The organism is Pseudomonas sp. H3_E07 (assembly GCF_054668895.1).
This window is the reverse complement of the sequence record NZ_CP162795.1, coordinates 2,848,106-2,867,962: the sequence shown is the minus strand read 5'-3', so window position 1 is coordinate 2,867,962 and position 19,857 is coordinate 2,848,106. Positions and strand designations below refer to the sequence as shown.

General features: G+C 60.7%; 15 protein-coding genes. 12 read left to right on the top strand and 3 right to left on the bottom strand.

Going from position 1 to position 19,857, the window contains the following annotated elements:
- Positions 1 to 285 precede the first annotated feature (285 nt).
- Positions 286 to 1,194, bottom strand: coding sequence for a LysR substrate-binding domain-containing protein (locus AB4O08_RS12955; protein WP_010207593.1), 909 nt, complete (start codon positions 1,192 to 1,194; stop codon positions 286 to 288).
- Between the two features lie 182 nt (positions 1,195 to 1,376).
- On the opposite strand from AB4O08_RS12955, the gene aspA reads away from it, so the two are divergent.
- The 7 genes from aspA to AB4O08_RS12920 all read left to right on the top strand — a co-directional run bounded on the left by aspA (position 1,377) and on the right by AB4O08_RS12920 (position 13,677).
- A complete protein-coding gene (gene aspA, locus AB4O08_RS12950) occupies positions 1,377 to 2,801 on the top strand; it encodes an aspartate ammonia-lyase (protein WP_010207594.1) in 1,425 nt (474 codons plus the stop codon).
- Between the two features lie 392 nt (positions 2,802 to 3,193).
- The gene (locus tag AB4O08_RS12945) at positions 3,194 to 4,639 is read left to right on the top strand and encodes an alanine/glycine:cation symporter family protein (RefSeq protein ID WP_010207595.1); all 1,446 of its coding nucleotides are present in this window, start codon (positions 3,194 to 3,196) and stop codon (positions 4,637 to 4,639) included.
- Positions 4,640 to 4,716: 77 nt separating this feature from the next.
- The gene (locus AB4O08_RS12940) at positions 4,717 to 5,694 is read left to right on the top strand and encodes an asparaginase (RefSeq protein WP_021492576.1); all 978 of its coding nucleotides are present in this window, start codon (positions 4,717 to 4,719) and stop codon (positions 5,692 to 5,694) included.
- 50 nt (positions 5,695 to 5,744) lie between these two features.
- Positions 5,745 to 6,737, top strand: a complete 993-nt coding sequence (locus AB4O08_RS12935; RefSeq protein WP_010207597.1) for an AraC family transcriptional regulator — start codon at positions 5,745 to 5,747, stop codon at positions 6,735 to 6,737.
- 153 nt (positions 6,738 to 6,890) lie between these two features.
- Entirely contained in the window at positions 6,891 to 7,925 is a 1,035-nt protein-coding gene (locus AB4O08_RS12930) for a histone deacetylase family protein (protein WP_460114169.1), read from the top strand.
- Positions 7,922 to 9,013 (top strand): polyamine ABC transporter substrate-binding protein, encoded by a 1,092-nt coding sequence (locus AB4O08_RS12925; protein WP_010207600.1) that lies wholly within the window; start codon positions 7,922 to 7,924, stop codon positions 9,011 to 9,013. The genes AB4O08_RS12930 and AB4O08_RS12925 overlap by 4 nt, the downstream gene beginning before the upstream one ends.
- A 92-nt stretch (positions 9,014 to 9,105) precedes the next feature.
- Complete coding sequence (locus AB4O08_RS12920; RefSeq protein ID WP_460114168.1) at positions 9,106 to 13,677, top strand: dermonecrotic toxin domain-containing protein; 4,572 nt, start codon at positions 9,106 to 9,108, stop codon at positions 13,675 to 13,677.
- On the opposite strand, the gene pdxR is transcribed toward AB4O08_RS12920, so the two are convergent.
- Positions 13,674 to 15,212, bottom strand: coding sequence for a MocR-like pyridoxine biosynthesis transcription factor PdxR (pdxR, locus tag AB4O08_RS12915; RefSeq protein ID WP_047542430.1), 1,539 nt, complete (start codon positions 15,210 to 15,212; stop codon positions 13,674 to 13,676). The genes AB4O08_RS12920 and pdxR overlap by 4 nt on opposite strands.
- 87 nt (positions 15,213 to 15,299) lie before the next feature.
- Here pdxR and AB4O08_RS12910 point away from each other — a divergent pair, with 87 nt between their 5' ends.
- The 3 genes from AB4O08_RS12910 to AB4O08_RS12900 are packed head-to-tail and all read left to right on the top strand — an operon-like array spanning position 15,300 to position 17,063.
- Complete coding sequence (locus AB4O08_RS12910) at positions 15,300 to 15,938, top strand: FMN-binding negative transcriptional regulator (RefSeq protein ID WP_044288076.1); 639 nt, start codon at positions 15,300 to 15,302, stop codon at positions 15,936 to 15,938.
- The gene (locus AB4O08_RS12905) at positions 15,935 to 16,381 is read left to right on the top strand and encodes a GNAT family N-acetyltransferase (protein WP_069672968.1); all 447 of its coding nucleotides are present in this window, start codon (positions 15,935 to 15,937) and stop codon (positions 16,379 to 16,381) included. The genes AB4O08_RS12910 and AB4O08_RS12905 overlap by 4 nt, the downstream gene beginning before the upstream one ends.
- A gap of 10 nt (positions 16,382 to 16,391) precedes the next feature.
- A complete protein-coding gene (locus tag AB4O08_RS12900) occupies positions 16,392 to 17,063 on the top strand; it encodes a GNAT family N-acetyltransferase (protein WP_021492574.1) in 672 nt (223 codons plus the stop codon).
- Between the two features lie 135 nt (positions 17,064 to 17,198).
- Here the strand turns inward: AB4O08_RS12900 and AB4O08_RS12895 are convergent, their stop codons facing one another.
- Positions 17,199 to 18,095 carry a homocysteine S-methyltransferase family protein gene (locus AB4O08_RS12895; protein ID WP_021492573.1) on the bottom strand — a complete coding sequence of 299 codons (897 nt, stop codon included), beginning with the start codon at positions 18,093 to 18,095 and terminating at the stop codon, positions 17,199 to 17,201.
- Positions 18,096 to 18,207: 112 nt separating this feature from the next.
- Here AB4O08_RS12895 and AB4O08_RS12890 point away from each other — a divergent pair, with 112 nt between their 5' ends.
- Together AB4O08_RS12890 and AB4O08_RS12885 are read left to right on the top strand one after the other, a co-directional pair.
- Positions 18,208 to 19,029, top strand: a complete 822-nt coding sequence (locus AB4O08_RS12890; protein ID WP_021492572.1) for an ABC transporter substrate-binding protein — start codon at positions 18,208 to 18,210, stop codon at positions 19,027 to 19,029.
- The gene (locus AB4O08_RS12885; RefSeq protein ID WP_010207614.1) at positions 19,026 to 19,856 is read left to right on the top strand and encodes an amino acid ABC transporter permease; all 831 of its coding nucleotides are present in this window, start codon (positions 19,026 to 19,028) and stop codon (positions 19,854 to 19,856) included. The genes AB4O08_RS12890 and AB4O08_RS12885 overlap by 4 nt, the downstream gene beginning before the upstream one ends.
- The last annotated feature ends 1 nt before the right edge of the window (position 19,857 follow it).

Below are 19,857 nucleotides of genomic sequence, written 5' to 3'. Positions count from 1 at the left end.
AAGCCACGCGGGAAATCCGGCGTGGCTTGTTGTACGAATTAAGGCCGGTTGGACCGGCCGAAGGCCGCGCAGTATACCGTAATAATCAAGATAAACAGCCCCTGGAATGACCATCTGTCCAGTGGCGCAAACCGGCGGTTTTATTGACTCAAGAGTCAGCCAGGGACGCTGTAAAACCCTGTGGGAGTAGGCTTGCTGGCGAATGCGCTGGGGCAGTCAAAATAGCGGTGTCTGATACACCGTCTTCGCGAGCAAGCCCGCTCCCACAGTTGATCTGCATCGCGCTCAGGCGCTTTGGGCCGCGCCACCTTCCAACTTGCGCCACAACAACCGCACGTTCGCCTTGCGCACCAACGCACAGCGATACAGGCGGATCTCCAGCGGCACATGCCATTGCGGGCCGCCGCACACCACCAGTTCGCCACGGGCCAACTCCGCGCGTACGCTAAGTTGCGGTACCCAGGCGATGCCCAGGCCTTCCAGGGCCATGCTCTTGAGGCTGTCCGCCATGGCGGTTTCGTACACGGTGGTAAAACGCAGCGCACGCTGGCGCAGCAGCAAATGCACCGAACGCCCGAGGAACGCGCCGGCGCTGTAGGCAAGCAGCGGCACACTGCCCTCGCCTTCCAGATCGAACAACGGCTTGCCGTCGGCATCAGCGGCGCACACCGGGAGCATTTCGGTGTTGCCCAGGTGCAGCGACGGGAAGATCTCGGCGTCCATCTGCATGGCGGCGTCCGGATCGTAGAACGCCAGCATCAGGTCACAGCCGCCTTCGCGCAGCGCGTGTACCGCGTCACCGACGTTGGTGGCGACCAGGCGCGTGGCGATGTTCAAGCCTTCGTTACGCAATTGTGCGATCCAGCGCGGGAAGAACCCCAGGGCCAGGGAGTGGGCGGCTGCCACTTGCATGACTTCGCCCTGCCCGCCTTCCAGGTGATGCAAATGGCGCAGAACCTCGCCGAGCTGTTCAACCACCGTGCGCGCAGTCACCAGGAACAACTGCCCCGCTGCCGTCAATTCCACCGGTGTGCGCGAGCGGTTGACCAGGGTCAGGCCCAACGCTGCCTCCAGGCTACGGATACGTCGGCTGAACGCCGGCTGGGTCACAAAGCGTCGCTCTGCCGCCTGGGAAAAGCTGCGGGTGGCCGCCAAGGCGCTGAAGTCTTCCAGCCATTTGCTCTCAAGGTTCATCACTTCCTCCCACGGGTATGCACCATTTTGGCACACACGCCCGTCATGATAACCGGGTCACACCTGCATTATGCCGTTTGTGCATAGGCCAGTGTTTAACAGCATTGGCCCAAAAAGTTCTACAAGCCTAGCATTCGCAGCGTTCCGGCCAGTTCCGGGTCCATATCGAGATGATTTCCGTCATGTCCTCCGCTGCATCTTTCCGTACCGAAAAAGACCTGCTTGGCGTACTCGAAGTACCTGCTCAAGCGTATTACGGCATCCAGACCCTGCGAGCGGTGAACAACTTCCGCCTCTCGGGCGTTCCGATTTCGCATTACCCGAAATTGGTGGTCGGTCTGGCAATGGTCAAGCAAGCGGCGGCTGACGCCAACCGCGAACTGGGCCAGCTCAGCGAAGCCAAGCACGCTGCCATCAGCGAAGCCTGTGCCCGCCTGATCCGCGGCGATTTCCACGAAGAGTTCGTGGTGGACATGATTCAAGGCGGCGCTGGCACTTCAACTAACATGAATGCCAACGAAGTCATCGCCAACATCGCGTTGGAGGCCATGGGCCACAACAAGGGCGAATACCAGTACCTGCACCCCAACAACGACGTGAACATGGCGCAGTCGACCAACGACGCCTACCCGACCGCGATCCGCCTGGGTCTGCTGCTGGGCCATGACGCGCTGCTCGCCAGCCTCGACAGCCTGATCCAGGCCTTCGCCGCCAAGGGCGAAGAGTTCAGCCACGTGCTGAAAATGGGTCGCACCCAGTTGCAAGACGCCGTGCCGATGACCCTCGGTCAGGAATTCCGCGCCTTCGCCACCACCTTGGGCGAAGACCTGGCGCGCCTGAAGACCCTCGCGCCCGAGCTGCTGACCGAAGTCAACCTGGGCGGCACCGCCATCGGTACCGGCATCAACGCCGACCCGCGTTACCAGGCCCTGGCTGTACAACGCCTGGCCGTTATCAGCGGCCAACCGGTTGTTCCAGCCGCCGACCTGATCGAAGCCACCTCCGACATGGGCGCCTTTGTACTGTTCTCCGGCATGCTCAAGCGCACGGCGGTGAAGCTGTCGAAGATCTGCAACGACCTGCGCCTGCTGTCCAGCGGCCCACGCACCGGCATCAACGAGATCAACCTGCCAGCGCGTCAGCCAGGCAGCTCGATCATGCCCGGCAAGGTCAACCCGGTGATTCCGGAAGCCGTGAACCAGGTAGCGTTCCAGGTCATCGGTAACGACCTGGCCCTGACCATGGCGGCCGAAGGTGGCCAACTGCAACTGAACGTGATGGAGCCGCTGATCGCTTTCAAGATCTTCGACTCGATCCGCCTGCTGCAACGCGCCATGGACATGCTGCGCGAACACTGCATCGTCGGCATCACCGCCAACGAAGCGCGCTGCCGCGAACTGGTGGAGCACTCCATCGGCCTGGTCACCGCGCTGAACCCGTACATCGGCTATGAAAACGCCACCCGCATCGCGCGTATCGCCCTCGAAAGCGGCCGCGGCGTGCTGGAACTGGTGCGCGAAGAAGGCTTGCTCGACGACGCCATGCTCGACGACATCCTGCGCCCCGAAAACATGATTGCTCCACGCTTGGTTCCCCTGAAGGCCTAAGCGTTTGTTGCACCGCTCACCAGGTTGAGGGACTAGACACCTCTCACCTTTTGAGGGCCTGAAGGCTCGTTCTTCAGGCCCTTTTTTTTGCCTCAAGGTTGTGAAATGACGCCCATAAAAAATCCAATATCGCCCTGCAAACCCTTCTTGCCCGACTCGAGCATGCTGAAACCTTTAATCGGCCTGTGCAGACGGATCACGCTCGCCTAGGTATAGTGCCGCCCCTCTTCGCGTCAGAGATCGTCGTTATCGAGGTCCTGGACAGCGCGAAACCGCATGAATAACAACACCCGCAAAAGGATTGGGGTCCAAGCGTCGTGCACTGCCTGGTGCCGAGCGATGCATTGAACCGTCCTGCGTTTGCCATTAGAAAAATCAGCGAGGAACACTCCATGCTCGAAGTCATCAACGACTTCCTCTCAGGGAAAGTACTGATCGTGCTCATTGTCGGGCTCGGCGGTTATTTCACGATTCGCTCGCGTTTCGTTCAGTTGCGCCACTTTTTCCACATGTTCTCGGTGTTTAAAGACAGCCTCAAAAGCAGCGCCGGCCAGCTCAGCTCCTTCCAGGCGCTGATGCTCAGCCTGGCCGGCCGCGTGGGTGCCGGTAACATCGCGGGTGTCGGCATTGCCGTGACCCTGGGTGGTCCCGGTGCCGTGTTCTGGATGTGGGTCACCGCGTTGGTCGGCATGTCGTCGAGCTTCATCGAGTGCTCCCTCGGCCAGTTGTACAAGCGCACCGACGCCGAAGGCACCTACCGTGGCGGTCCGGCCTACTACATCCAGCACGGCCTGCAGAAGCGCTGGCTGGGTATGGTCATGGCATTCCTGCTGCTGGTGACCTTCGGTTTTGCGTTCAACGGCCTGCAAGCCCATGCCGTGACTCACTCGCTGAACAACGCCTTTGGCCTGGACACCACCTACACCGGCCTGGCCCTGGCCGTATTGCTGGGCCTGGTGTTCATCGGTGGGATCAAGCGCATCGCCTCGATTGCCGACCTGCTGGTACCGGTCAAGACCCTGGTCTACATCGCGGTAACCCTGTACGTGATCGTGCTGCAATTCGACCACGTACCCGCCATGCTCGCGACCATCGTCAAGAGCGCTTTCGGCCTCGACCAAGCCTTCGGCGGCCTGGTGGGCAGCGCGATCATCATGGGTGTGAAGCGCGGCGTGTTCGCCAACGAAGCCGGTTTGGGCAGTGCGCCTAACGTGGCAGCCGTGGCGTCGGTAGAGCATCCGATCGCCCAAGGCGTGGTGCAGGCGTTCAGCGTGTTCCTCGACACCTTCGTGATCTGCACCTGTACCGCGTTGCTGATCCTGCTTTCCGGCTTCTACACCCCAGGCTTCGAAGGCGACGGCATTGCCCTGACCCAGAACTCCCTGGCGGCCGTGGTCGGCGACTGGGGTCGCATGTTTATCTCGGTGGCCCTGGCGTTGTTCGTGTTCACCTCGATCATGTACAACTACTACCTCGGCGAGAGCAACCTGCGCTTCCTGGTCGGCAACAACCGCAAGGTGTTGATGGGCTACCGCGCGCTGGTGCTGGTGCTGATTTTCTGGGGTTCCATCGAGAACCTGAGCACCGTGTTTGCCTTCGCCGACATCACCATGACGATGCTGGCGTTCGTCAACCTGTTCGCCCTGGCGTTCCTGTTCAAGATCGCCATGCGCATCCTGAACGACTACGACAACCAGCGCGCGGCGGGTATCAAGACGCCGGTGTTCGACTCCAGTCAGTTTCCTGATCTGGACCTGGACCGTAAGGCGTGGCCGGCGAACCCGGTAAAACCTGAAGCAGCAACGTCGGCTGAGCTGAACGCTCAAGTGCAACGCTAAGCGTAGATAGATGACACGCCGCACGACCTTGGGCATGCTCAAGGCCGTGCGGCGTTTTTCGTTCAGGAGAATTATCGATGTCCTCATCCAGTAACGTCATGGTGCTCTACACCGGCGGCACCATCGGCATGCAGGCCAGCACCCATGGCCTGGCTCCCGCATCCGGCTTCGAAGCACGCATGCGCGAACAGCTGGCACACCTGCCAGCGCCTGCCTGGCGCTTCCAGGAAATGGCCCCATTGATCGACAGCGCCAACATGACCCCCGCTTACTGGCAGCGCCTGCGCACCGCCGTGGTTGAGGCCGTGGACGACGGCTGCGATGCCGTGCTGATCCTGCACGGCACCGACACCCTGGCCTACAGCGCGGCGGCCATGAGCTTTCAACTGCTCGGCCTGCCTGCACCGGTGGTGTTTACCGGCTCGATGCTGCCAGCCGGCGTGCCCGACAGCGATGCCTGGGAAAACGTCAGCGGCGCCCTGGCGGCGCTGGGCAAAGGCATCGCGCCGGGTGTTCACCTGTACTTCCACGGCGCGCTGATGGCACCGACCCGTTGCGCGAAAATTCGCAGCTTCGGTCGCAATCCATTCGCGGCGCTGAATCGCCAGGGCGGTGCTGCGCGTGCAGAGTCCATTCCCCAGGCCTTGGACTATCGCCAGCCCAAAGCCTTGGCCAGCGTCGGCGTGCTGCCTCTGGTGCCGGGCATCGGTGCGGCGCAGTTGGACGCGGTGATTGGCAGCGGCATTCAAGCGCTGATCCTGGAATGTTTCGGCAGCGGCACCGGGCCCAGCGATAACCCCGAGTTCCTCGCCAGCCTTCAGCGTGCCCAGGATCAAGGTGTAGTCGTGGTCGCGATCACCCAATGCCATGAAGGCGGCGTGGAACTGGACGTCTACGAAGCCGGCAGTCGTTTGCGTGGCGTGGGCGTGTTGTCCGGTGGCGGCATGACCCGTGAAGCCGCGTTCGGCAAGCTCAACGCGCTGATCGGCGCCGGGCTCGATACCCAGGAGGTCCGCCGTCTGGTAGAGCTGGACCTGTGCGGCGAGCTGCGCTGAGCGGCATATAATTTGCTCCACTTCCAGCCATCCCCTGGCTGGAAGCCCCTATGTTGCACTCCCACCTCACGACCCTCAACGCCGTCTCGCTGGTCATTAACGCGTTCAAGGCCGAAGGCTTGCCGGCTGAAACGTTGCTCGCGGGCAGCGGTATCTGCGCCGCCGACTTGAGCCGCGCCGACGCCTGCATCACCACCAACCAGGAGATGCGTGTGTGTACCAACGCAGTCGCGCTGCGGCGGGATATTGGCCTCGAATTGGGCCGCAAGATGCATGTGTCGTCCTACGGCATGCTCGGTTATGCCCTGCTCACCTGTGCCACCTTCGGTGACGCGTTGCGCCTGGCGCTACGCTACCCGGCGCTGTTGGGAACACTTTTCGAGCTGAGCCTGGAAAACGACGGCGAACGTATCTGGCTGACCGCCGCCGATTACCGGGAAACGCCCGCGCTGGAAATGTTCAACGTCGAATTCTGCCTGGTTTCGCTGAAAATCATCTGCGACGACCTGCTGGGCCAGCCGCTGCCGTTACTCGGTGCACGTTTCGAATACAGCGCGCCGGACTATCACGCGCGCTACCACGAGTGCTTCGCGTGCTCGCTGCATTTTGAAGCCAGCGCCAACGCCTTCGCGTTTGACAAGCGCTGGCTCGACCAGCCGCTGCCACTGGCCGACGCCGTCACCCATCAAGCCATGACCGATCGCTGTCGCAAGCAGAACTTGGAGTTTACCGGGCGCCAGGCCTGGCTGGGTCGGATCCGCCATTTGCTCGCCGCCCAGCTCCACGCCGCGCCCGGCATTGAAGGCTTGGCTGCGCAGATGAACTGTTCCGCGCGAACCTTACGTCGGCATTTGCATGACTTGGGCAGCAGCTACCAGGAACTGCTCGATGAGCTGCGCTTCGAGCGCGCCAAGCAGTTGCTGGGGCAGGACGAACTGCCGATCTACCGAATCGCGGAACAGCTCGGTTTCAGTGAAACCGCCAGCTTTCGCCACGCATTTGTACGCTGGAGCGGCGTGGCACCCAGTCAATTTCGCCCCTGACGCCTCGCAATGACGGGTCGATGCGCGCTAGCGGGGCGAATTGCGGTCACACAATTTGGCCGTATTTATCCCCTTTTGGCCGCTCTTGCCGTTTTCTTAAAACCGTCCCGCCGCAAGACTGCATCCACTGATACAGCCTGCGGAGAACAAAAAATGCTGACGATCTACTCAGACGATCATCACCTGCATCACGGTCGGTGCGAATTGATGGACGGGCAACTGATGCCCTGTTTCGAAATGCCCTCGCGCGCGGACCACGTGCTGCAACGGGTCAAGGACCGCGAACTGGGCCCGGTGCAAGCGCCGCAGGATTTTGGCGTGGCGCCGCTGCAACGCATCCACAGCCGCGACTACCTGGAATTTTTCAAAGGCGCCTGGGCGCGCTGGACTGAATTCGCCACGGATGGCGACCTGCTGCCCTATACCTGGCCCGCCCGTACCTTGCGCAGGGTATTGCCCACCAGCCTGCACGGCCAGCTGGGTTACTACAGCTTCGACGGTGGCGCGCCGATTACCGCCGGCACTTGGCAAGCGGCGTACAGCGCAGCGCAAGTCGCGCTCACCGCGCAACAGGCGATCCAGCAAGGCGCCCACAGTGCCTTCGCCCTGTGCCGACCACCGGGACATCACGCCGCCAGCGACTTGATGGGCGGTTATTGCTACCTCAACAACGCCGCCATTGCCGCCCAAGCCTTTCTTGATCAGGGCCACAAAAAGGTCGCGATCCTGGATGTGGACTACCACCACGGCAACGGCACCCAATCGATTTTTTACGCGCGCCGCGACGTGCTGTTCACGTCGATCCACGGCCACCCCGAGGCGGAGTTTCCGTTTTTCCTGGGCTATGCCGACGAATTGGGTGAAGGCCCAGGCGAAGGCTTCAATTTCAACTACCCGCTGCCTGCAGGATCCGGCTGGCAGCGCTGGAGTGCAGCGCTTGAGGAAGCCTGTAAAGAGATCGAGCGCTATGGCGCCGACATCATCATCGTGTCCCTGGGTGTGGACACGTTCAAGGACGACCCCATCTCACAGTTCAAACTCGACAGCCCGGACTACCTGGCAATGGGCGCACGCATCGCCGACCTGGGCAAACCCACGCTGTTCGTGATGGAAGGCGGCTATGCCGTGGAAGAAATCGGCATCAATGCCGTCAACGTTCTTGAAGGATTTGAAGGGGCAGCCCAATGAACATGCTCAAGTCACTCGTCCTCTGCGCTGCCGTTATCAGCGGTATGGCCCACGCCGAAGAGAAAACCCTGCGGGTCTACAACTGGTTCGACTACATCACGCCCAAGGCACTGGAAGACTTCAAGGCGCAGAACCCCACGATCAAACTGGTGTATGACATCTTCGACACCAACGAAGCCCTGGAAGCCAAGCTGCTCACCGGCAACGCCGGGTATGACGTGGTGGTGCCATCCAATGTGTTCCTGGCCAAGCAGATCGAGGCCGGAGTTTTCCAACCTCTGGACCGCAGCCAGTTACAGAACTGGAAGCACCTCGACCCCAAGCTGATGAAGCTGATCGAAGCCAATGACCCAGGCAATAAATTTGCCGTGCCGTACATGTACGGCACCATTCTCATCGGTTTCAACCCCGACAAGGTCAAGGCCGCGCTGGGCGTCAATGCGCCGGTGGACAGTTGGGACCTGATCTTCAAAGAAGAAAACATCAGTAAGCTCAAGCAATGCGGTGTGGCCCTGCTCGATTCCCCGTCGGAAATCCTGCCCCTGGCCCTGCAACACCTGGGTCTGGACCCCAACAGCAGCAACCCCAAGGACTATGCAAAGGCCGAAGCGCTGCTGTTGAAGATCCGCCCCTACGTCACTTACTTTCACTCCTCCAAGTACATGGCCGATATCGCCAATGGCGACATCTGCGTGGCCGTCGGTTACTCCGGCAGCTTCTCCCAGGCCGCCAACCGCGCCAGGGACGCCAAAAATGGCGTGACCGTAGATATGCGCCTGCCCAAGGAAGGCGCGCCGATCTGGTTCGACATGCTTGCCATCCCAAAAGGCGCGAAAAACCCGCAGGACGCCTACACCTTCATCAACTACCTGTTGCAACCGCAGGTGATCGCGCCGATCAGCGATTTCGTCGGCTACCCCAACCCGAACAAAGACGCCACCGAACAGGTTGACCCCTCGATTCGCAACAACCCCAACCTGTACCCCACCGAGGCGGCGATGGCCACGCTGTATACCCTTAAACCTTTGGGCCGTGACGCGGAGCGCGCCAGGACCCGAGCCTGGAGCAAGATCAAGTCGGGTATCTGAATACCACCTCCTGACAGACCTGCGCTTTAGCGTGATTGAGGTCTTGAGCTGCATTCGGCAGCCCTCATCACCTTGCCTGTCAGGAGCCCCTCTTGCCCACATTCCCCTCCAGCGCCAAAGATTTACTGACCCAACTGACCACCGGCCCTTCATTACGCGAAGTAGCCGCGGCCACCCTGCGTTCGAGCTTACGCGAGTTGTATCCCGACCTCGACATTGACCCCGACCTGGCGCTTCTGATCACACCCGGCTGGCAAATCACTGCAGAGGTGATCCTGCCCGGTACGCCGCACGCCCAATCGCTTACCGGGGCGCTGTCCCGGTGCGTGATGTCCAACACCACAGTGACCTGGATCGACGGCGAGCATTACCTGATCTATCAAACCACCCTCGGGCCGAACGTGCATCTGCCGGTCAAGGTGGACACTGTCGGCAGCCTGATCAATGAGCTGGCACCGCTGCTGCCCGTCGCGTACCAAGAGCAGCAACTTCTGTTCTGGAACCAGAGCCCGCAAGAGAACGGCCCGCGCTGGCAGAGCTTTGCCAATGCCTTGCGCAGAATCTGGAATATCGAAAGCGTCGAGGGCTGGGATGAAGATGAGTGCAACGTCGCCAGGAACGTTTTTCTCTATCCCGACTACGCCGACCGCCAGCTCCACGACAAGTACAACACCAAGGCCTACCTGATTGATATCGACGTGCAGCAAGCCACGCAGGTCAGCCACTCCAACCTGGCAGCGTTGGCGGTGCTGATCGGGCGCCTCGGGGAGCGTGAAATTATCCTCAGCTATTCGATTGGCACTGGCTACGCCGCCTTCAACAGCCAGAAGGAGTTTGGCGAATCCTTGAGCACTCACGGTGCCATTGCACGGTCTTCCTCGATGCACTGGCGCCTGTTCGAGCCGGCCGGCAATTTTTTCGAGCAACAGGCCTGCACGTTTATAGCCTTGCAAATTCAAGCGATCGGCGCGGTCACCTTCGAAAACGGCGAAGTGGTAGCCACCGTGGCCCAAGCCGCCCCCAGCAACACGGTTGACTTGCTGTCACTGATAGCCCCATCCAGGCTCGACGCGGTTCATCATGCACTGCCCACCTGGTTGCTCGACGCGTCTCCCACCGATCAATCAGCCTATGGGCGATACTCGATGGATGTGGCGGCCCAGCACTTTCAGGACGCGGGTAAAGCCTTTGATGATGGCATCAAGTCCATCGATGAATTCGCCCTGGATGCCATTCATACGCTCATGCTCACTGAGCACCCAGAGGTTGCCCGCGCAACACTCAACAATGTACGGATCACCATTACCAGCGTGCAGGCCTGGGGCACCTTGATTGTGCCGGGCAATACCCAGATCCAAACCCTGACGCTGGCGCAACTGGCCCTGGAAAACCTGATAGCCCTGCCTTTGGGCAACAAAACCGTCAGCTATAAAAACGGCAGCGATGTGCCTGCCTGGATGACGGCTGCCTACCTGGAAGCGTTGATTACCCAGGCGAATGTCGGTGAGCGCTATCCGGCCTTGGTCAAGCGCACACTCCTAGACGACCCTGTCGAATCCCTGCGTCGGCAACAGCTCTACATCGCTCACCTACGCCTGCAATTACCGTTGCTGGCGCTGCAGTGCAAAGTTCAGCGCGTCTTCGGGGTGAGTGAACAAGGCTATCGCTACGTTTGTGCCGCCTTGAGTCCTGACAGCGCGGCCCGTGAAGTCGACGGCGCGGCCATCGTCATTCGCCCGCTGTCCCTGCGCCCCAAGTTGCGCCTGACCGCCTCAGTCGACGTGGTCAGCAACATGTTCATCATTGGTCCTCAAGACCCGAAGAAGGGGCCTTGCCTGCTCTATCGTCCGCTGTCCGATGTACAGTTGATGGAGTTCCCATCGCCCTCCAACCTGCTGTACGCGATCAAGCAAGACACCCCATTGCGCCAATCGGTGCTGGCTTGGCTGCCTGACAATGTGCGCACGGCTTACGCACAGTTTGTCTTTCCCGGCAGCCTGCCCTCGCCCTGGGTGCTCACCAGCCTGGTGAACGACCCGCTGAACGCATTAGTGATGACCGGGCCCATCGACTTGGGGCAGGAGGTACTGCGCGGTGATTACTTCGCAACACTGTTCAAGGCCAACGCCGCTGCAATGGTTACGCTGGCCGATCGCCAATCGCTGTCCAACGCCGAGGCGCGCTGGCAAAGCCTCAAGAACGCCGGGTGGCTGATCTTTAACACCGTGCTGCCGTTTATGGGCCGCTCAGTGGGCGCCGCGACCTGGATCTGGCAACTGATGGATGACTTGCAACAGATGGTCGACGCCAAAGAAATCGACGACCGTACAACCGGCATTTCGGCCCTGGTGGATATCTTCCTGACGCTGGGCATGGTGCTGGCAACGCACGTAGCCACACGGCATGGGCCTGGGCCGGCCATCGAGAAGCCTGGCGTACTGCCAAAGTTGCCACCCCCTGCGGCCAAGCCAGAACTCATACAAAAACCTACGGTGGACGGCGTAGGGCCCCCCATCGGCCACGAGCACACCTTGCATATCAGTGGAGCCATAACCCGCAACTCGCCAAGCCTGGGGACTTTCCTGGACAGTTTCACGTTACCCAAGCCCGATAAATTAGGCGAACAACATACGGTCGCCGGGCCCTACCTGAATCTCTATGCCAAAGACCAACACTGGTACGCCCCGGTGGGTGAGCGATGGTTTGAAGTGATCGTCGATGAAAACGACGCAGTATTGATCGTCGATCCGCAACAACCGGGCCGGCACGGTCCGCTGCTAATCGGTAACCAACTGGGCCAATGGTTTGTCGATACACGCTTGCGTCTTCGTGGCGCAGGCCTGCGCAGTCGGCGCAAAAAAGGTGAAGCCCTCAGGCCACCGAAAATCGCTGACTTACGTCAAAAACTGGAGCTATTTGAAAACACGCGAGCCGAGCGCACTGCCAGTCTTGAAAAACTGCGCAGCGCCATCGACAGTGCTGCGGATGACGCAAAGGAGTTGGCCAGGGCCACCTTTCTCGAACAGATCGATACGCGCCTCAAAGAGATAGACGTGCCGATTTCACAGCTTAAATCCTTGAAGATCATCGACACGGTTCCCAACTACCAGGACGGCATGGCGAGTTACCTGAAACACCAGCTATTGCTGGCGCGTTCAGCCATCTATGAACAAGGAATTCCATTTCGCAAACAGTTGCAAGCCTCACAGGGCCACTTCGATATCGAGAATATTCAAGAAGATACCTGGCCTACGGCTCACTATCGCGACTTGTATACCGCGACACAGGCCATGATCGATCGATTGGCATATGTACAAGAGCGCCGCGAACAGGCCCTCGACCTGGGTCCGTCGGGAGCAGAGCTGGTCCAAAGCGATGATAGGTTCGCGTCAGGGCATGATATTGATGACCTCAAGGCGCTCAAGGTCAGCTTGAGCCACTTCTTATGCGTAACAGAAGGCGAGTCGCCATCGCGCGTCGATGCCAGGGAGGCCTTACGCCGCATCGTCGACGCGGCGGAGCTGACGGTGCAAAGCTTCAGGGAGGCCGTGCAACCCGTCAATGTGGCCCCCCTGGAGCAATTGATCGAAACACTGGATAGCCTGACGGACCAGTTCTCCAGGGTTGATCAGAACCTCGTGGACCTGCCGGCGGAGTTTCCCACCGACCTCAACAGGCCCGAGCTCGAAAACCTGCGCACGCAAGTGGATGAGTTTGCCCAACGCGCAAAGAAACAACTGACGGCCCTGCTTCGCGAGCGCAAAACACTTGAACCCACCCCAGGCCCGTCCAACGCCACCTCCAGAGTGAAGCGTAAGTACATCAAGACGCGCTCCAAGGGGATAGTGGTCGGCGAACAGCGAGAAACTCCCGCTGAAGACGGCAAAGCGCTGGTCGATGTGAAGGAGCCGATGACGGGCAAGGTTATTGCCACCTTCCACGAGAAAGAGCCCGGGGTCTGGGTGGAACAGGAACATGTGCTCAAGCCCGTTCCACGCACCCGGGTCCGCGATCTGCAAATTGCCATCAATTCGGGCCTGGATCTGATCGATGGCGTCGACGCATTTATCACCCGTAAGGAAGCCTGGGCTAAAAAAACCGCACAGCTGCCAGTGGAAATCGAAGAAAGCTTTCATCGGCACGCCAAAAAATTGGAACAGGCCAGCCTGGACATCGAAGACGCATTGACCGCCAGCAACCTGACAGGAATCGACTCGCCGTCAGCCGCGCTGGCCAGCCGCAACCTGGATGAGGCAGGCAAAAAACTGTACCGAGAAGGCAAACGCGTCAAGATCGACGTGCTCAAGCGCCGCCCACCGGAGGCCGCACATATCGAAATACTGTTGCATGAGGGCGCCGTGACGGTCGATCCACCGGTTGGCGAGCGCATTAAACTCAGGGGGCGCGACAAGGGCTATCTACGGGAATACACGGTGGTGGACGCCACAACCAAACTCCCGCTGTGGTATGCACACTTTCACTACCCCACCCCAACCGGTCCGAACGAGGCCTACACCGCGGCCCACCTGAAAACCCACAAGCAGCGAAAGATGGGTGGCCAACGCGAATCGTTGAGCGACATCGCCGTGTACCGTAGAGAAATCGGTCCACAGTTGGCGCGCTCGCTGTTCCTCAAGGCTAAACCACCTCAGCCTGTCGCCTAACCTGTCCAGGCCTTGCGCAACCGGCCCAGCGCCTGCCTGATCGCCGCCTCGGGCACCGCGGCAAACCCCAGCACCAGCCCGGCGCGTTGATCGGGGGGTGTGCTGGAGTCGGGCAACCAGTAGTTGCTCAGGGCACTGATCTCCACCTCAACCGAGCGCGCTTGCGCCAGCAGTTGCTGTTCGCGAGCGAGGCTGTCCACCCGTACTGTAAGGTGCAGGCCCGCAGCGGCATTGGGCAGACTGCCGACGCCCGCCAGCTCGCCCGACCAGGCGTTCAGCAGCGCGTTACGCCGACTGAGTGCAGCACGGCGCATGCGTCGGATATGCCGTTGAAAATGCCCCGTGGCCATGAACTCCGCCATCACCGCCTGGGTGCTGACCTCCGAATGCCGTACATCCACCGCGCGGCGCTGGGCGAACGCCTCCACCAGCGTCGGCGGCAACACCAGGTAACCCAGGCGCAATGCGGGGAATGCGACTTTGCCGAAGGTGCCCACATAAAGCACGCGCCCGCTGCGATCCAAGGCCGCCAGCGGGGCCAACGGGGCGCCGCTGTAGCGATATTCGCCGTCGTAGTCGTCCTCGATGATCCACCCCCCGCTACGCTCGGCCCAGGCCAACAACTCCAGACGCCGGGCCAGGCTCATGACTACGCCCAACGGGTACTGATGAGACGGGGTGACATAGGCCAGGCGGCAATCGCTCAAGGTGTTCAACACGTTGCAATCAATGCCCTCTGCATCCACCGCCACGCCGCGCAGCTGTGCGCCAGCCAACGCGAAGGCATGGCCGGCCGCACGGTAGCCAGGGTTTTCAATCGCCACACCATCGCCAGGCGCCACCAGCAACTGTGCACAAAGGCTAATTGCCTGTTGCGCTCCACTGGTGATCACAATTTGCTCAGCCGAGCACTGCATGCCCCGCGAGCTGCGTAGATACGCGGCGATCAGCCCGCGCAATCGCGGGTCGCCTGCGGGGTTGCCGTAACACAGTTGTTCCAAGTCCGGTTTGCGCCAAAAAGCCGCATTCAGCTTGGCCCAAACGTCAAAGGGGAACAGATCAAACGCCGGCACACCCACGCGAAAAGCGCGCGGTGGCCCCGTGGGCGGCAGGGGCAAATGGTTGTTTTCCAAGCGCCCCAGCGCTGCGCTGTGGATAACTTTTACCGGCGCAGCTTGAGGGTTTTGAGAGGGATTTGTGGATAACCCTGGGGATAAGCCTGTTGATAACCCTGTGGACAGGTTTGTGGACAGCTTTTTTGCAGTGGGCAGTTTCGCCACATAAGTTCCGTCACCCACGCGGCTCTCCGTGAAACCCTCGGCATACAGCTGATCGTAGGCACGCACCACGCTGTTGCGGGAGATCGACAGCGCGGCCGCCAAGTCACGGGTAGCAGGCAAGCGCGTGCCACTGACCAGCCGCCCGTCCAGTACTCGTTGGCGCAAGGCGTCATACAGTTGGCGAGTCAGGCCCTGACGGCGATCCAACTCAATACCGGCGGGGTTGAATGACAGGGGTGGCGAGACAGGCGACATATTGGACCTATGAAATTGGTTCCAGATGGCTCTTACAACGAGCCATTAGCCTGCCTACGATGCACGCATTCGCCAAGGAAAATTTGCATGTACACACCACGCTCATTCGCCCTCGATGATTTGCCCGAACTGCATCAGCTGATCCAACACACTCGCCTGGCGCAAGTGGTGACGTTTGGTGAGCACGGCCTGCTGGCCAGTCACTTGCCACTGCTGCTCAACCCGGATGAGGGCCCGAACGGCACGCTCTACGGGCACCTGGCCAAGGCCAATCCACAATGGCAAGACCTGCACAACGGCAGCGAAACCCTGGTGATCTTTGCCGGTGCCGAGGCCTACATCAGCCCGGCGTTTTACCCGGCCAAGGCCGAGCACGGCAAAGTGGTACCCACCTGGAATTACATCGCCGTGCACGCTTACGGCAAGGCCGAGGTGTTCACCGACGCCCAGCGCCTGCTCGCCGTGGTCACGGCATTGACCGATCGCCACGAAGGCAGTCGCGCGCAGCCGTGGAAAGTCAGCGACGCCCCGGCCGACTACATTGACGGCATGCTCAAAGCCATCGTCGGCTTCGCCCTGCCGATCGAGCGCCTGATCGGTAAACGCAAACTCAGCCAGAACCGCAGCTCGGCGGATATTGCCGGTGTACGCGAAGGCCTTGCCGCCAGCATCGATGTGCGTGACCAGACCCTCGCACGCTTCATTCCCCAAGGAGCCACAGAATGAGCCAGATCGACATCCGCCCAGTCACCGCCGCCGACCACGCCGCTTGGCTGCCGCTGTGGCAAGCGTATCTGACGTTCTACAACACCGAACTGCCCGACGCCGTCACCCAAAGCACCTGGCAGCGCCTGATCGACGCCAGCGAGCCTACCCACTCGGCCCTGGCCTGGCAGGACGGCAAGGCGGTGGGCATGGTCAACTTCATCTACCACCGCTCCAACTGGAGCATCGAGAACTCCTGCTACCTGCAGGACCTGCTGGTGGTCCCGACCGAACGCGGCACCGGCGTGGGCCGCAAGCTGATCGAATTCGTCTACGCCACCGCCAAAGCTGACGGTTGCTGCAAGGTCCACTGGCTGACCCACGAGACCAACGCCACCGCGATCCAACTCTACGAACGCATCGCCGAACGCCCTGGCTTCATCCAATTTCGCAAAGGCCTTTAAGGAGCGCAGCATAATGACCTCTCTCGCCAACTGGAAAGGCGTCCCGGCGCCCACAGCTCAACTGCTGGAAGGACGCTTCATCCGCCTGGAAAAACTCGATCCGGCCCGCCATGGCGACGACTTGTTCCACGCCCTCCATGGCCCAGGCGCGGATCCAAAACTGTGGGACTACTTGCCCTATGGGCCGTTTCCCGAGCGCAGCACATTCGATGCCTGGCTGAACAATCACGCCGCCAACAGTGATCCGTACTTTTTCAGCGTGATCGACCGCGCGACCGGTCAGGTACAGGGCATCCTCAGCTTGATGTCCATCGTGCCGGCGCAAGGTCGTATTGAAATTGGTCACGTCACCTTCGGTGCGCCGATGCAGCGCTCGCCCAAAAGCACCGAGGCGGTGTACTTGCTGGGCAAGTATGCATTTGAGCAGGGCTATCGCCGACTGGAATGGAAATGCAACAACGGCAATGCCCGTTCCAAATATGCGGCCGAGCGCTTGGGATTCAGTTTTGAAGGGGTATTCCGCCAGCACATGGTGGTGAAGGGGCAGAACCGAGATACCGCGTGGTACTCGATCCTCGATTCGGAATGGCCGGCGATTGAGGCGGGGTTTGAGCGCTGGTTGTCGGAGGCGAATCAAACATCCTCAGGCCAGCTCAACACACTGGCAGAGTGCCGAGCCTAGCTCCCACGGTCACCACAACATGAATGTGGGAGCGGGCTCGCTCACGAAGGTGGTGTTTCAGCCAACGACGATGTCGCCTGACCCACCGCTTTCGCGAGCAAGCCCGCTCCCACATTTGGGCCTGTGTGGGTTCAATTAACCCAGCTTCTGCGCCAACACGGCGATATGCTCCGGCCCAATCCCGCAGCACCCGCCCAAATGGCTGGCGCCACGTGCCTGCCAATCCGCAGCCCAGTGCAGATAGCCCGGCGGGTCAAGGTCGTCACGCAGTGGGTCCAGACCATCGTTGGCCGTGGCTTCCTTGGGTTGCGGCGGGAAGGCGTTGGCGTAGGCCCCTATTTCAATGTGCACGCCGAGCCGCTCGAAGGTTTGGCGCGCGGCATCAATCGCATCGCCGATCACTTCCGGCTGGCTGCAGTTGAACAACAACACCTGCACACCCAACTGCGCCGCCGCTTCGGCCGCGTCCGCCACTGGCTCGCCGGAGCGCAGACACGGCACGTCGTCGGTGTCTTCGTCCTTGAGGGTAAACGACAGCCAGAACGGCTTGCCGTCCTGCGGCAGCCCGGCCTGGATCGCACGCGCTTCAGCGATGGAGCTCTGGGTTTCCGCCAGCCACAGGTCAACGTAGGGCGCCAGGCCCTGCACCAGTGGCGTCAGCAACTCGGCCACGCGCTGCGGCTCGAACAGATCGGGGCGATATGAGCCAAACAACGGCGGCAACGAACCCGCTACTCGCACGGCCTGACCGGAAGCTTCCACAGCACGTCGTGCCAGCGTACCGGCCAGGGCCGCCAGGGCCTGGCCCTCGGCGGCAAACCGCTCCTCGCCAATGTGAAACGGCACCACCGCGTAGCTGTTGCTGGTGATGACATTGGCACCGCTCTGGATATAAGCCGCATGCACCGCTTCAACCGCCTGCGGTGCTTCGCTCAACGCCAGTGCTGACCACTCCGGCTGCCGAAACGGCGCGCCGCGGCGCTGCAGTTCACGGCCCATGCCGCCATCGAGAATTACTGTTGCTGTGGCCATATGCTTTTTACTCATAAGCTTATGAAAATAACTCACTATGAGAGTCGTTCTTATAACTATTTAATACGCTCCATTCGGTACATAACAACTCTTTTTTCTAACGGTGTCCTTCATGAAACTTCAACCGTTGCTGGCCCTGGGCCTGACCCTGCTGGCTGCCTCGACTCAAGCCTTCGGCGGTGCGACGCTGGATCGCGTCGAGAAGAACAAAGAACTGGTGGGCGTGCTGATGGAAAGCTATCCACCGTTCTCGTTCTTGAACGAGCAAAACCAGCTGGATGGCTTCGACGTTGACGTGGCCAAGGCCGTGGCGCAGAAACTCGGTGTGAAGTTGCGTCTTGAGACCCCGTCCTGGGACGTGATCGCCGCCGGGCGCTGGAGCGGGCGCTACGACATCTGCATCTGCTCCATGACTCCGAGCAAGGCTCGCGCCGAAGTGTTCGACTTCCCCGTGGAGTATTACGCGTCGCCGGCGGTGATCGTGGTCAACGCCAAGGATGATCGCATCCACAGCGCCAAGGACCTGAGCGGCAAGAAAGTCGGCCTCACCAGCGCCTCCAGCTACGAGAGCTACCTGAATAAAAACCTGGTGATTGAAGGCGCCGAGGACACCCAACTGCAATATCCATTCGAGGATGTGCAGATCGCCCCGTATGACACCGACAACGTGGCCTTCCAGGACCTGGGCCTGGGCGCCGGCGTGCGTCTGGATGCGATCCTCACCAACCTGGTCACCGCCCAACCGCGCCTGACCCAGGACAAGCGTTTCAAGCTGGCCGGCGAGCCGCTGTATTCCGAGCCCAATTCGGTGGCCATCGAAAAAGGCGACCCGCAGTGGGACAGCAAAGTGCGTGAAGTCTTCGCGCAGCTGAAACAGGACGGCACCTTGAGCAAGCTGTCGCAAAAATGGATCGGCGCTGACATCAGCCAATGACAGCATTTCCAACGCCTCCCAAGCCGCCGGTCAATGCATCGCGGCTTCAGCGCCTGCTGGGTTTCCGCACGCGGCTGTACCTGACCTGGGCCGCGCTGTTTTGCCTGTTTGCGAGTTTTTTCCTGAGCTTTGACCTGAAGTTCTCGATCATTCTCGACAAACTGCCCAACCTGGTGGGCCTGCACCTGGCGCCTAACGGTTTTCTGCAAGGCGCGGCGCTGACAGTGTTCCTGTGCCTGTGCGCAATCGTGGCCTCGTCGATACTGGGCTTTGTCACCGCGCTGGGACGCCTGTCCAAAAGCGCCGTGGCCTTTGGCATTGCCAGCTTTTACGCGTCGTTCTTTCGCGGTACGCCGCTGCTGATCCAGATCCTCCTGATCTACCTTGGCCTGCCCCAACTGGGCCTGGTGCCAGGCGCCATCGTCGCAGGGATCATCGCGTTGTCGCTGAACTACGGCGCCTACCTGAGCGAAATTTTTCGCGCCGGCATCCTCGGCGTGCCTCACGGCCAACGCGAAGCGGCCCTGGCGTTGGGCATGCGTGACAGTGTGATCTTCTGGCACGTGACCCTGCCCCAGGCCATGCGCACCATCATCCCGCCCGCCACCAACCAGTTCATCTCGATGCTCAAGGACTCGTCCCTGATCTCAGTGATGGGCGTGTGGGAAGTGATGTTCCTGGCGCAGTCCTATGGACGCTCAAGCTATCGCTACATCGAGATGCTCACCACCGCAGCAATCATCTACTGGGTGATGTCCCTCGGCCTGGAACTGATCCAGGCACGGATGGAGCGGCATTACGGCAAGGGCTACGTACGGCGCGGGTGAG

Bases quoted from the DNA above. Each gene is read 5' to 3' on its own strand.
- AB4O08_RS12955 (WP_010207593.1), bottom strand. From the start codon at position 1,194: ATGAACCTTGAGAGCAAATGGCTGGAAGACTTCAGCGCCTTGGCGGCC.
- aspA (WP_010207594.1), top strand. From the start codon at position 1,377: ATGTCCTCCGCTGCATCTTTCCGTACCGAAAAAGACCTGCTTGGCGTA.
- AB4O08_RS12945 (WP_010207595.1), top strand. From the start codon at position 3,194: ATGCTCGAAGTCATCAACGACTTCCTCTCAGGGAAAGTACTGATCGTG.
- AB4O08_RS12940 (WP_021492576.1), top strand. From the start codon at position 4,717: ATGTCCTCATCCAGTAACGTCATGGTGCTCTACACCGGCGGCACCATC.
- AB4O08_RS12935 (WP_010207597.1), top strand. From the start codon at position 5,745: ATGTTGCACTCCCACCTCACGACCCTCAACGCCGTCTCGCTGGTCATT.
- AB4O08_RS12930 (WP_460114169.1), top strand. From the start codon at position 6,891: ATGCTGACGATCTACTCAGACGATCATCACCTGCATCACGGTCGGTGC.
- AB4O08_RS12925 (WP_010207600.1), top strand. From the start codon at position 7,922: ATGAACATGCTCAAGTCACTCGTCCTCTGCGCTGCCGTTATCAGCGGT.
- pdxR (WP_047542430.1), bottom strand. From the start codon at position 15,212: ATGTCGCCTGTCTCGCCACCCCTGTCATTCAACCCCGCCGGTATTGAG.
- AB4O08_RS12910 (WP_044288076.1), top strand. From the start codon at position 15,300: ATGTACACACCACGCTCATTCGCCCTCGATGATTTGCCCGAACTGCAT.
- AB4O08_RS12905 (WP_069672968.1), top strand. From the start codon at position 15,935: ATGAGCCAGATCGACATCCGCCCAGTCACCGCCGCCGACCACGCCGCT.
- AB4O08_RS12895 (WP_021492573.1), bottom strand. From the start codon at position 18,095: ATGGCCACAGCAACAGTAATTCTCGATGGCGGCATGGGCCGTGAACTG.
- AB4O08_RS12890 (WP_021492572.1), top strand. From the start codon at position 18,208: ATGAAACTTCAACCGTTGCTGGCCCTGGGCCTGACCCTGCTGGCTGCC.
- AB4O08_RS12885 (WP_010207614.1), top strand. From the start codon at position 19,026: ATGACAGCATTTCCAACGCCTCCCAAGCCGCCGGTCAATGCATCGCGG.